Source organism: Serratia quinivorans, from assembly GCF_946227985.1.
Classification (GTDB): Bacteria; Pseudomonadota; Gammaproteobacteria; order Enterobacterales; family Enterobacteriaceae; genus Serratia; species Serratia quinivorans_A.
Window position 1 is genome coordinate 121,959 of record NZ_CAMKGL010000006.1, and the last position, 13,238, is coordinate 135,196.

The following is a 13,238-nucleotide window of genomic DNA, read 5'->3' on the forward strand; positions in this document are numbered from 1 at the left end:
AAGTTTGTTCACTGCCGTACAGGCAGCTTAGAAAGGCAGCGGAATATTCGCCATTTCCCTGGGAAAGTTCACTGCCGTACAGGCAGCTTAGAAAGAACAGAAATGTTCCTCTGTATTGGTGTTGGCGTTCACTGCCGTACAGGCAGCTAAAGCGGTGCGGATATTCAACGCGTTATTGCTCCCAAACAAACGGCTACGTAAAGCGTGAGAGAAATGAAGGTGAAAACGTGTACGGTGTGGGAAAATATTGGTTTTCAACTTGAAAACAATCCCGTCAGAGGCTACATTGTTTTCAAGATGAATACATAGGCGAAGGATTCGCGGTGCATGTGATCAGTAGACAGCCCTTTAACGAGGCTGCCGGAAAATACCCTAATAGCGCATTGGCGCTTCTGGATTTGATGCGGGTTCTGGAAAAAAGGACCTTCAACAGCCCGGATGAAATGAAAAGAGCGATCCCGTCACTGGATAACTTCAAGTACCGTAAAAAGTGGTGGGTTATCGATGTGTCCGGCAATACGTTGCGACTTATGGCCTTCATTGACTTTGAAAAGCAAAAGGTTTTTGTAAAGCACATTGGGACTCATGCCGAATACGACAAGTTAACAAAGTATTATAGGGAGCATAAAGAATGACTGTTGCCACTCATATTGACGCCGACAGTGCCGAAGGCATGATCGCGACATTTGCCAACGCGGTGAAATGCATTCCTCTGATGACGGGCAATAAAAGCGAGGCTGAATATAAAAAAGCTCTTGAGTTGATTGAATATCTTGTCGATCACGACGAGTTGAGCAACCCGCTTTTTGAACCGCTTGCGGCCAAAATTGCAGAATATGAAAACAGTGCTCCGGAATTTGAGGCGTTTAACCGTCGCTTGGCGGAGATCCCCACCGGGATCGCCGCGTTGCGTACCCTGATGGATCAGCAGGGTTTAAAAGCCGCAGATCTGGAAGAGGAGTTGGGGTCTAAAAGCAATGTCAGCAACATTCTCAACGGTCGCCGCTCATTGACTGTGCAGCACATCAAGGCGCTGTCGACGCGTTTTGATGTCCCTGCTGATTTGTTTATTTGATGGGGAGGGCGGGTTCCTGGTGACCTGCCTGACCAAACCCTAATGATTGAAATCACGAGGCGGTGCCTGTGGCGCCGTTTCTGTTCCCATTCGTCCAGTCTGGAATTTCCTTTTTCGCTGCCCTGTTCCTTAGCGGGTATGTTGCCGAAATATCGTTCCTGAGTCTCTGTTCTAAGCCAATCAAGAACCAGGGTTACAGGCAGCATAATTCTCCATCAATAATGATATTTTGTCGGTTGGTAACGGTTTTTCCATGTTGGGTATGATAAAAGCGTAACTTGTTCAGTTAGTTGGCGATTCATTCGCTCTATTGACCAATTTCGAATCATTTAAATTATGGATAATTCAAGACATGAATGACTCATTCTCGCCGTCCGATTTAAAAACAATCTTGCATTCCAAAAGAGCCAATCTTTATTACCTGCAATATTGCCGTGTTTTAGTCAATGGCGGGCGAGTTGAGTATGTTACTGATGAAGGGAAGCAGTCTCTTTATTGGAATATCCCCATTGCCAATACTTCAGTTGTCATGCTCGGGACCGGCACTTCAATCACTCAAGCCGCAATGCGCGAGTTTGCCAAAGCGGGAGTCTTGGTTGGCTTCTGTGGTGGTGCAGGCACACCTTTATATGCGGGCAATGAAGTGGAAGTCGCCGTTTCTTGGTTATGCTCACAAAGCGAATATCGGCCAACAGAATATTTGCAACATTGGGTGAGCTTCTGGTTTGACGATAACCAGCGCTTAGCTGCGGCGATAGCTTTTCAACGTGTACGCATCGAACAAATCAAAAAACACTGGTTAAACGCCAGAATGGAACGGGAAACCGGTTTTGCCGTAGACGAAAACCGTTTGTCGGCCTTGCTGGATAAATATGAAAATAATCTGGCAGCATGCCGTAATAGTACCGACTTGCTCGCGCAAGAAGCGGTGATGACCAAAGCCTTATATAAGCTGGCTGCCACGGCGGTGGGGTACGGTGATTTTACCCGTGCCAAACGCGGTGGTGGTGTAGATATAGCAAATCGTTTTCTGGATCACGGTAATTATCTGGCCTACGGTTTGGCGGCCGTAGCAACCTGGGTGATTGGGTTGCCACATGGGCTGGCGGTACTGCATGGTAAAACGCGTCGCGGTGGCCTGGTGTTTGACGCCGCAGATCTGATCAAAGACGCGTTGGTATTGCCGCAGGCGTTTATTGCCGCGATGCAGGGAGAAGAGGAGCAAGAGTTCCGCCAGCGCTGCATTAATGGATTTCAAAGGGCAGATGCCCTGGATGTCATGATTGAGGCATTGCAAACGACGGCTCAGCAACTAAGTCAGGTGGGGCGGTGAATATTCTTTTGGTGGCTCAGTGTAATAAACGTGCCTTAACAGAAACTCGTCGAATATTAGATCAATTTGCTGAACGTAAGGGTGAACGCACCTGGCAAACTGCCATCACCTACGAAGGTTTGAAGACCTTGCGTAAACTGCTACGTAAAAGCGCCCGGCGTAATACGGCGGTGGCTTGCCATTGGATTAAAGGGGCGAACCAAACGGAATTACTTTGGATCGTCGGCAATCAACGTCGTTTTAATACCGAAGGCGCGGTGCCCACTAATACCACTGAACGTGATATTTTGAAAAGCCACAGTGAAAACCAGTGGCACAATCTGGAAAGTATTAGCTTACTGGCGGCAATTGCGGGTCTATTCCATGATTTTGGCAAGGCTAACCAGTTATTCCAGAACGGTTTACGTGGTGTGAGCAAAAGCTTCCAGCCCTATCGTCATGAGTGGGTCTCATTGCGGCTGTTTTGTGCCTGGGTAGGTAAACGAAACGACAAGGAGTGGCTCGCAGCCCTGGCAATGATTGAGGCGTGCGATGAAGAACTGATGCTGGAAAGCCTGGTCAAAGATGCCATCGATGAGTCTATAAATCCTTTCATATCATTGCCTCCTCTGGCAACTACCATTGCCTGGTTGATCGTTTCCCATCACCGTTTACCGGCCTACCCAACGCGTGTTGAAGGGAATCCACCCGAATTGACGGCAATCGACACTTGGTTGACACAGCAACTCACCGCTGATTGGAACTCGACTAACCACCAGATTGAATGCTGGACACCAGATGAGCGCGGTGCGGTATGGGTTTTCCCTCAAGGCACACCGATGCGCAGTATTATCTGGCGGGAAAAAGCGCATAAGTTTGCTCAACGAGCGTTGCAACAATCGTCATTGATGGATTTTGGCGTATTGGAGCAGCGTTTCACCAGCCATATGGCACGTCTGGTGCTGATGTTGGCGGACCATCACTACTCATCCTTACCACCAACGGTGGGCTGGCAAGATACCGGGTATCGGGTATATGCCAATACCGACCGCCAAACCGGTGAATTGAAGCAGCAACTGGACGAGCACAATATCGGCGTAGGGCAAAATGCACTATTGCTGGGACGTAGCTTACCGCATATCCGAGCCACGCTACCGGCTATTACGCGCCATAAAGGGTTTAAACAGCGCAGTAAAACCGAAAAGTTTCGTTGGCAGGATAAAGCTTACGATCTCACGTATGCAGTGCGTGAACGTTCGGCTAAACAGGGTTTCTTTGGCGTTAATATGGCCTCCACCGGTTGTGGCAAAACCTTTGCCAACGCGCGCATTATGTATGGCTTGGCCGATGAGAAGGCAGGTTGCCGTTTTTCTGTGGCATTAGGGCTACGAACCTTAACGCTGCAAACCGGCGATGCGCTTAAAGCTAAACTCACTCTGGAGGAAGACGATCTGGCGGTGTTGGTTGGCTCTGCGGCGGTGCGGCAATTACATCAACTCAACAATGATAAATTGGAGCGGCGCGGCACCGGCAGCGCTTCGGCAGATGAGCTGTTCGCGGAGCATCATTATGTCAGTTATGGTGGCAGTCTGGATGATGGGCGTTTAAGCCGTTGGCTACAAGATAGCGACAAATTGCACAAATTACTGAGTGCACCGGTATTGGTGACTACTATCGATCATCTGATTGGTGCGACGGAGGGTGTGCGCGGTGGTAAGCAAATAGCGCCGATGCTGCGTTTATTGACCGCCGATTTAGTGCTGGATGAGCCAGATGATTTTGATATTGCCGATCTTCCTGCGCTATGCCGAGTGGTCAATTGGGCGGGAATGTTGGGGGCCCGCGTTTTACTTTCTTCTGCAACCCTACCGCCTGCGCTGGTTCAGGCTCTGTTCAATGCTTATAAATCCGGGCGAGCAGATTATCAACAAGGGTGTGGCCTGCCGGGCACAAAATTGAATGTCTGCTGCGCCTGGTTTGATGAGCATGATGCCGTGCAACATGATATTCAGGATGCCAAAGGCTTTAAGGCGGCGCATGAGGCCTTTGTTGGCAGGCGAGTGGAGAAATTGCAGAATGTGCCAGTGCTGCGTCGTGCACAGTTGGTAGCGGTTCAACCGACTGGCCTGCATGAAAGCGCGGTATTGGATAGCGTCTCGGAAACGCTATTCGCGTCGATGCAACAATTGCACTCACTCCATCATCAAATGCACCCAACGGGTAAAACCGTCTCGTTGGGGTTGATCCGTATGGCCAATATCAATCCGCTAGTGGCAGTAGCACAGCGATTATTAAATACGGCTGCGCCTGACAATACCCGCATCCATTATTGCGTTTACCACAGCCAGCATCCGTTGGCGATGCGTTCGTATATAGAACAGCGGTTGGACGAAACTTTGACGCGTTATTCTGAACCCGCACTGTGGCAAATGGCGGAGATTGATCGTGCACTGACTGATTTTCCGCAGCAGCACCATCTGTTTGTGGTGCTGGCCACCTCGGTTGCCGAAGTGGGGCGCGATCACGATTACGATTGGGCGATTGCCGAACCGAGCTCAATGCGCTCGCTGATCCAATTGGCCGGACGTATTCAACGCCATCGGCAGCAACCCTGCGAGCATCCGAATCTGCATATTCTGCAAAAGAACGTTAAGGCGCTGAAAGGCAACCAACCGGCTTATTGTCGACCGGGGTTTGAATCGACGTTCTATCAGCTCCAGCTACTGAGTCATGATCTGACGGAAATATTACCGCCTGAACAATATAAAGTGATCAGTGCGATCCCACGAGTTCAGGAGGCATTGGTACTAAAGCCGCACCATAATCTGGTCGATCTTGAACATGCCTGCCTGCGAACGGTTTTACAGGGACGAAAGCAGCTTGATAAATACTACGCCGCGCTTTGGTGGCGTAAACAGGCAACCTGGTGCGGTGAACAACAGCGTTTGACGCCATTTCGCCAGTCCACCGAGGAGGAACCACACTACCTGTGGATAGCGGACGAAGGGGATTCGCCGTGCTTTAAATTCCCGGATATCGCGCCAGGCCAATGGAAAACCAGCGATAATTTCCGTCAGGTTAAAGTGAACTTCGCTGCAGGTGTAGGTGCCTGGCTAACCGCAGACTATGGCGCTATTTACCAAGGGTTGGCCGAAAAGCTGGATATGGAACTGACAGAGGTTAGCCAGAAGTTTGGTGAAATCAATCTGAGGAAAGATGAGGCCGATCAGTGGCGTTTCCACCCGCTGCTAGGGGTGTTTGGCGCACTCGAATAGAATGGAATAACGATGCAATAAGGAGGCGTATGAGTAAGAACGGATTTAGCCAGTTGATCGTCGAATATATCGCCAGTCGCAAACAGCCCAAACTGGAAGCACTGGAAAAGGATTTTGCGAAAAGGCTGACGGGGCTGACTGAGGCTGAAGAGATCGCTGTTGCGAAGCAAACAGCCTTAGAACAGCGGCAAGAATTAGAGAAAAATTATACCCCACGCCATTGGCTGACCGATGCAGCCAGCCGTGCAGGGCAAATCAGTCTTGTCACTCACGCCCTAAAATTTACCCACAGCGATGCCAAAGGCAGCAGTATTTTTGCTGCGAATGGCGAGTCGCTCGCTACAGACCGGCTTTCGAGTGCGAGCTTACCTCAACAGGCTATCGACGCCGTGGGCAATGCCGCTGCGCTGGATGTGGCGAAGTTGCTGCAACTGGAAGATGAAGGCGAATCGCTGATTGCGTGTTTGAGTCGTGGCGATAGTACCCCTTTAGCGGCGTTTGCCGAAAACCCAGAGCAACTGGAGCTGTGGGTGGCGGGCTTCAAACAGGTGTTAGCGAATAAAAACCTCTCTTCCCATACCTTGGCTAAACAGCTTTACTTCCCGGTTGCCCCGAATGAATACCATCTGCTTAGCCCGTTATTCTCCTCCTCGTTGGCACAGGCGATGCACCAGCGCATCAGCGATGTGCGCTTTAGCGATACCGCCAAAGAGAGCTATCAGGCTCTAAAGGCCGGTGAGTGGTACCCGGAACCGCGGGTGATCTACCCCAAAACCGCAGTGCTGAATATGGGGGGTACCAAGCCACAGAATATTTCCTACCTCAACAGCGTACGCGGTGGCCGCGTTTGGTTGCTGCCGTGTTCTGCGCCAGTGTGGTTAACCGTCAGCAAGCTGCCGTTAAACCAGCATTCTATTTTCCAGGAGCGGAAAGCGTTCTCCGCGTTGGCAAGGGATGCGGTATGGCAACTAAAACAGTATCTGCGTGATGTTAACAAGTCTTCAGGGAACAATGTAGAGATCCGTCAGCAGCGTAGTGCTTACGTCGATGAGGTTATCGATATTCTGTTTAGTTATGTGGCCGGCATTCAAAACCGGCAAGAATGGCAATGCTGGAGCCAGCGTGAGGCGTGCCAACTTTCCCGCGCACAACAACTGTGGCTCGATCCCTGGCGGATGAAGCAGGATGAGGATTTCCGCTTTGAACGTGAAGGCGGTGGCTGGAAAAAGGAAATTGCTCTGGATTTCGGCGTTTGGCTCAATCACCAGCTAAAAAGCGAAGAGATGAAATTCAGTGAAGTTGAACGGCGCGAATGGTCGACTGCCCCCTTGTTTAAACGTCGCCTGCGTGAATTTGAAGCAGAGTTTAAGGGAGATTTTTCATGGGAGCTTTGATCGTACTGCGTCACGTACGGGTTGAGAGCGCCAATGCCATCGCTGGCCTAACTTATGGTTTCCCGGCAATCACCCATTTTCTCGGCTATACCCATGCGCTATCCCGCAAGTTGCAGCAGAGCCACGGTTTGACCCTGACTGGTTGCGGCGTCATTTGTCATCAGTATCAGCTTCATGCTCATTCCTCCGGACGTGATTATGCTTTTGCGTTAACACGTAATCCCTTGACCAAAGAGGCTAAAACGGCGGCGTTCAATGAAGAAGGCCGGATGCATATGACAGTATCCTTGTTGCTCGAGTGTCATGGAGCCATCGCTAATGGTGATGAGGGCGCCAGAGCGCTGGAAAAATATCTCGCCGATCTGTGCCCAGCTCAGCGTTTGGCTGGTGGTGTGATTACCGACATCGGTACGATCAAAGTTATGGGCACCCCTGAAAAACCAGAAGATTTGCGCAGGTTGATGCGTCGTTTGCTGCCCGGTTTTGCTTTGCTCGATCGCAGCGAGCTGTTGGCCAACCATTATCAAACGCTGCAAGAGAGCAACCCGCAGGCCGAACTGCTGGATGCCTGGCTGGATTTTGCCGCAGTAAAATATCAACCCGCCAGCGAGCAAGAGCCCCAATGGAATTATGTGCCGAAACCGGCTTCGGGTTATTTGGTACCGATGCAAACCGGCTATCGGGGGATCTCTTCGCTATATGCACCGGGTGAGGTAGCAAAAACGCGCGATCCTTCAACACCTTTCCGTTTCGCCGAGCCGGTTTACGGCATTGGCGAGTGGCGCAGCTTGCACCGTATTACCGAACTGAATCAGTTGTTATGGCAATACCATCATCAAGGCGATGACTACCTATGTCGCAGTGCCGTACCTGCCGTGATGGAAACTTACGAATTTAACGATGAAGAATAATTTAAAGGATTAATAAATATGGCTACTGTAAAGACCGCTTCTGTATTGGCATTTGAGCGTAAATTGGCAAACTCGGACGCCATCATGTACGCCGGTAATTGGCAACAACCTGAATGGACGCCGATTGCTATTCAGGAAAAAGCGGTGCGCGGCACCATTTCTAACCGTTTGAAAAATGCTGTCGCTAGCGATCCCACTAAATTGGATGCCGAAATTCAAAAACCTAATTTGCAACGGGTGGATGTAGCGGCATTGCCGTTTGACGCCGATACCTTGAAAGTGAGTTTTACCCTGCGTGTATTGGGTAATTTGGCACAGCCATCGGTATGTAACGATCAGGATTACCAGGCTGAATTAGCTAATGTGATTCAGGGGTATATCAAGGAGCAGGGGTTTAAAGAACTGGCCGGGCGCTATGCTGAAAACCTGGCGAACGGGCGTTTCTTGTGGCGCAACCGTGTCGGCGCAGACGAAATTGCTATTACCGTTAAAGGCAAAGAGAAAACCTGGCAATTTAACGCTACCGATTACAATTTGCGTGAGTTTAGCCAACCGAATAAGGCACTGGCTGAACTGGCCAAGGAAATTGAGCAGGGCTTGTCAGGGGAAAGTTTCTCTTTCTTCAGCGTCGATGCTGAAGTGCGTTTGGGCAAAGGACAGGAAATTTTCCCTTCGCAAGAATTGGTATTGGACAGTAACAGTAAGAAAAGCAAGGTGTTATATCAGGTCGATGATATTGCCGCCATGCACTCACAGAAAATTGGTAATGCACTGCGCACCATCGATAGCTGGTATCCCGAAGCGGAAACGTTGGGATTGGGACCGATCGCGGTGGAACCTTATGGTTCTGTGACCAGCCGTGGGCAAGCCTACCGCCAGCCAAAGCAGAAAATGGATTTCTACACTTTGCTGGATAATTGGGTCACTAAAGGCAAAGTCCCCGATGTGGCGCAACAGCACTATGTGATGGCGATTTTAATCCGCGGCGGTGTGTTTGGCGAGAAGGGTGAATAAGGGGGCTTACATGGATCATTATCAGGATATTCGCGTATTGCCCGATCCTGAGTTCAGCGAACCCATGTTGATGGCTGCGCTATTCGCCAAGCTGCATCGGGCTTTGGCTGCCTATGCTCAGGGGAATATCGGCGTCAGCTTCCCAGGCATGCAGCGTACGCCAGGTGCCGTTTTACGGTTGCACGGTAGCGGTAAGGCGCTGACGGAACTTCAGGAAAGCGGCTGGCTGAAAGGGTTGCGCGACTATACCGGCGTAGATCCCATCCAGGCCGTGCCGACCGGAGCTCAATACCGAACGGTCAGCCGGGTTCAGGTCAAGAGCAGTGCAGAGCGCCTGCGAAGGAGAGCGGTCAACAAAGGTTGGTTGACTGAGGAACAGGCCAGAGAAAAGATCCCGATGGCCAATGAACAACGCTCTTCACTTGCATTTATTGCGTTGAAAAGCCTCTCTTCGGGGCAAAGTTTTCGTCTGTTTTTAAAGCAGGGAGAACTGCGGAAAACGCCGGTGGAAGGAAAGTTCAGTTTCTATGGCTTAAGCCCATCAGCCACGGTGCCATGGTTCTGACCCTTTTTTTTGGGGTTGAGATAACTGATTGATTTTATTATTTTTTCCCCATGTCGGAAAAATTAGGGTTAAAGCGTGAAATAACCAATATTTTCTTTAAGAGTCAGTTGGTTACTGGTTTATTTTTACAGTTCACTGCCGTACAGGCAGCTTAGAAAATCAGTGCCACGCAGTCGGTCAGCGCTTCCTTGTTCACTGCCGTACAGGCAGCTTAGAAAACCGACCTTGCCATCTTTCGCAGGCCACAGCTGTTCACTGCCGTACAGGCAGCTTAGAAAAAGGTGCCGGGCAAGGCTCTGGGCGGCTCTGAGTTCACTGCCGTACAGGCAGCTTAGAAATGTACGGCGATGAAGTCTTTTGGATACCCAAAGTTCACTGCCGTACAGGCAGCTTAGAAAGTGGTCAGCCACTGGGCGGGCAAGGGCTATGAGTTCACTGCCGTACAGGCAGCTTAGAAATCATGGTAAAAAGAGAAGCGGGCTAACGGTTTGTTCACTGCCGTACAGGCAGCTTAGAAATCGGAGTCCTGTCAATAACTGTGGGTTGGTCGGTTCACTGCCGTACAGGCAGCTTAGAAAGGCATCAGCGGCAGCGCGTACAGCTTCCACGCGTTCACTGCCGTACAGGCAGCTTAGAAAACACACTTGAAGCCAGCGGCGCGAACGCAATCGTTCACTGCCGTACAGGCAGCTTAGAAAGAAGTGATGTTGCTGAATGAATCAGACAGCGAGTTCACTGCCGTACAGGCAGCTTAGAAATGTGCATACAATACCGGTAATGGGCTGGATATGTTCACTGCCGTACAGGCAGCTTAGAAATAAAACCATCATGGCACCCCCGGCAGCTAAGGGTTCACTGCCGTACAGGCAGCTTAGAAAATTTGTGTCGTAATACGCAACACACTGCCACTGTTCACTGCCGTACAGGCAGCTTAGAAAAATGTCATCGATACCGACAAGCGGTAGCGGTAGTTCACTGCCGTACAGGCAGCTTAGAAATAGAAATATCGACGCCTTGAAGCGCAGTTTAGGTTCACTGCCGTACAGGCAGCTTAGAAAGACATCTGTAGTTACGGCAACTCAAATTGAGCGTTCACTGCCGTACAGGCAGCTTAGAAATCTTCAGCAATGCGGAACCGGGGAAACCACCGAGTTCACTGCCGTACAGGCAGCTTAGAAATCTAATTCTCGTTGCAGAAAGCCGACCGCATCGTTCACTGCCGTACAGGCAGCTTAGAAAATCAGGAAGCGTCCCAGCAACAACATGGGTGTGTTCACTGCCGTACAGGCAGCTTAGAAAAACATCCTCCAGTTTGCAGAGCAATTCGAATTGTTCACTGCCGTACAGGCAGCTTAGAAACAGTAGAGCGTGAGCTTGGCCTGCGTATAGCCGTTCACTGCCGTACAGGCAGCTTAGAAATAATATCGTCTGAAATACCCCCGACTTCTTACGTTCACTGCCGTACAGGCAGCTTAGAAATAAGTGACGAGATAGCATTGCCACACCGTATTGTTCACTGCCGTACAGGCAGCTTAGAAATGCAGGCTCAGCTTGGCCATGGGGATTACGCCGTTCACTGCCGTACAGGCAGCTTAGAAACTATTCCTCCGATGCTTAATCACTGTATGCATGTTCACTGCCGTACAGGCAGCTTAGAAAAAGCGTACCACCACTTTTATGTCTTCAGGTATGTTCACTGCCGTACAGGCAGCTTAGAAAGTCGCGCTGTACTTGTTGCGCAGCCGGTCGATGTTCACTGCCGTACAGGCAGCTTAGAAATGATTGGACTTGCTCCACCACCAGCCCTTTTCGTTCACTGCCGTACAGGCAGCTTAGAAAATTACCAGGCCTCCGCAGGGTCATGCATTGCGGTTCACTGCCGTACAGGCAGCTTAGAAAGCATTCCACTTCTGAGCAGGCGCAGTACAGATGTTCACTGCCGTACAGGCAGCTTAGAAAATGAACTGAAGATCATCAACTGGGTTACCGACGTTCACTGCCGTACAGGCAGCTTAGAAAACGCAGGAACACTCTGAAAGATATGGGGAAGTGTTCACTGCCGTACAGGCAGCTTAGAAATTCGACATAGCGCTGAACCTTCACATATTTGCGTTCACTGCCGTACAGGCAGCTTAGAAATGCGATGAGCAATTGCTTAGCCTGCTGGCGTAGTTCACTGCCGTACAGGCAGTTTAGAAAAACTCGAAAATTGGCTTAGCGATGGGAATAAAGTTCACTGCCGCACAGGCAGCGTAGGAAAGCCGTTCTGGACAAGGATATGCAGCAACGTTGGTGGCCAGGGACGGAATATGATGGCATGTTCTCCAGCGTAATCCCATCCCCGGCGCTCAAGGTGTTACTGCGGTGAGCCTTTTTTCCCCGCCATTTCAAAACGCGGTGAAACCATACCGTACAGCGTCCAGCCGAGGAAGGTGGCGATAGCGCCCCACATCATCGCTTCCTCACCGGAACTGTAGAGGGCGTAGAAACTGTACAGTGCGCCAATGCCGGCAATGATGTTGGCAATTCGCGCTTTTTTCTCCGGTACTTTCGCCACTTTCTGAATAATGATCAGCGCTGCCATCGACAGAATGTAAGGGATGATATTGGTCACCACCGCCAGATTCACCAGCACGTTGAACTGTTTATTCAGCGACGGGCTGATGGTCATCAAAGACAGCACGCTCTGGATCACGACGATGGTCAGCATGCCTTTGACTGGTGCGTCGGCCTTGCTGAGCTTGGAGAAGATTTTCGGGAAGAAGCCGCTGTCGGCTGAGGATTTGAACACCTGGGCGATAGTGAACTGCCAGCCCAGCAGTGAGCCGACGCAGGACATGATCATCAGGGCCATGATGATCTTGCCGACCGTTGGGTTGAACATGTGGGAAAACGCCAGCCCAAATGGCGCGGTTGAGTTGGCCAGGTCCATATTCGGCACGATACCGGCAATGACGTTGGTTGAAACGATATAGATGACTGCCGCGCTGAGGGTACCGCCCAAAACGGCGATCGGCACGTTACGTTCCGGGTTTTCCACCACATCGGTATTGGCGCAGGCGGACTCCAGGCCCAGGAATGCCCACAGCGTCATGGAGATAGAAGCGCCGATGGCTTCAAAGGTCGGTACCGAGTGCGGATTCCAGGCGGCAATATAGGCGCTGCCGCTGAACCAGTGCCAGCCGATGATCGAGATCCCCACTACCGGGATAATCACGCCCCAGACGGTGATGCCGCTGATTTTCCCGGTCAGGCGCGCTCCGCCGAAGTTGGCGACGGTAGCCAGCCATAACACGCCAATGGTGGCGATACAGATCCCCAGCGGCGACAGGTTGGCGCCAAACAGCTCGGTGCCGTAACCGACGGCGGAAATGGCGATGGCGATATTGGCGATCAGCAACGACACCCCGTAGGTGTAGTTCGCCATGAAATTGCCCGATTTACCGAAAGCGTATTCGGCATATCCGCCCATACCACCGGATTTGCGGCTGAACATGCCGCATTTGGCGAAGGCGTAGGCCAGCGCCATCGAGCCCACGGCGGTAACCAGCCAGGAAACGATAGAAATAGTACCCACTTCGGCCAACTTGGTGGGCAGCATAATTATGCCGGATCCCATCATGTTTACCGCCGTCAGGATCGTTAGCTGCACGACCCCCATTTTATTATTGGACTTACTCATGATCATTCTC

9 protein-coding genes and 1 CRISPR repeat array are annotated in these 13,238 nt (G+C 50.9%); of the genes, 8 read left to right on the plus strand and 1 reads right to left on the minus strand.

Translation table 11 applies throughout. The features are described 5' to 3' along the window. The first annotated feature begins 323 nt into the window (after window positions 1-323). The 8 genes from OCH02_RS16400 (at window position 324) to cas6f (ending at window position 9,546) form a co-directional block, all read left to right on the plus strand. Window positions 324-635 carry a type II toxin-antitoxin system HigB family toxin gene (locus OCH02_RS16400; RefSeq protein WP_261432094.1) on the plus strand — a complete coding sequence of 104 codons (312 nt, stop codon included), beginning with the start codon at window positions 324-326 and terminating at the stop codon, window positions 633-635. Beyond that, on the plus strand, window positions 632-1,075 hold the full coding sequence (locus tag OCH02_RS16405; protein WP_261432095.1) for a type II toxin-antitoxin system HigA family antitoxin: 444 nt from the start codon (window positions 632-634) through the stop codon (window positions 1,073-1,075). Before OCH02_RS16400 ends, OCH02_RS16405 begins: the two co-directional genes overlap by 4 nt. 352 nt (window positions 1,076-1,427) lie before the next feature. Then, on the plus strand, window positions 1,428-2,408 hold the full coding sequence (cas1f, locus tag OCH02_RS16410) for a type I-F CRISPR-associated endonuclease Cas1f (protein ID WP_261432096.1): 981 nt from the start codon (window positions 1,428-1,430) through the stop codon (window positions 2,406-2,408). Further along, the gene (gene cas3f / locus OCH02_RS16415; RefSeq protein WP_261432097.1) at window positions 2,405-5,662 is read left to right on the plus strand and encodes a type I-F CRISPR-associated helicase Cas3f; all 3,258 of its coding nucleotides are present in this window, start codon (window positions 2,405-2,407) and stop codon (window positions 5,660-5,662) included. Before cas1f ends, cas3f begins: the two co-directional genes overlap by 4 nt. 29 nt (window positions 5,663-5,691) lie before the next feature. After that, window positions 5,692-7,056, plus strand: coding sequence for a type I-F CRISPR-associated protein Csy1 (csy1, locus tag OCH02_RS16420; protein WP_261432099.1), 1,365 nt, complete (start codon window positions 5,692-5,694; stop codon window positions 7,054-7,056). Beyond that, window positions 7,044-7,967 (plus strand): type I-F CRISPR-associated protein Csy2, encoded by a 924-nt coding sequence (csy2, locus tag OCH02_RS16425; RefSeq protein WP_261432100.1) that lies wholly within the window; start codon window positions 7,044-7,046, stop codon window positions 7,965-7,967. The genes csy1 and csy2 overlap by 13 nt, the downstream gene beginning before the upstream one ends. Before the next feature lie 12 nt (window positions 7,968-7,979). Continuing rightward, window positions 7,980-8,981, plus strand: a complete 1,002-nt coding sequence (csy3, locus tag OCH02_RS16430; protein ID WP_261432202.1) for a type I-F CRISPR-associated protein Csy3 — start codon at window positions 7,980-7,982, stop codon at window positions 8,979-8,981. Between the two features lie 10 nt (window positions 8,982-8,991). Then, entirely contained in the window at window positions 8,992-9,546 is a 555-nt protein-coding gene (gene cas6f / locus OCH02_RS16435) for a type I-F CRISPR-associated endoribonuclease Cas6/Csy4 (protein WP_261432101.1), read from the plus strand. A gap of 130 nt (window positions 9,547-9,676) precedes the next feature. Next, window positions 9,677-11,805: a CRISPR direct-repeat array (repeat unit 28 nt; unit sequence GTTCACTGCCGTACAGGCAGCTTAGAAA). Window positions 11,806-11,902: 97 nt separating this feature from the next. Here the strand turns inward: cas6f and potE are convergent. Next, window positions 11,903-13,228 carry a putrescine-ornithine antiporter gene (gene potE, locus OCH02_RS16440; protein ID WP_261432102.1) on the minus strand — a complete coding sequence of 442 codons (1,326 nt, stop codon included), beginning with the start codon at window positions 13,226-13,228 and terminating at the stop codon, window positions 11,903-11,905. Between the last annotated feature and the right edge of the window lie 10 nt (window positions 13,229-13,238).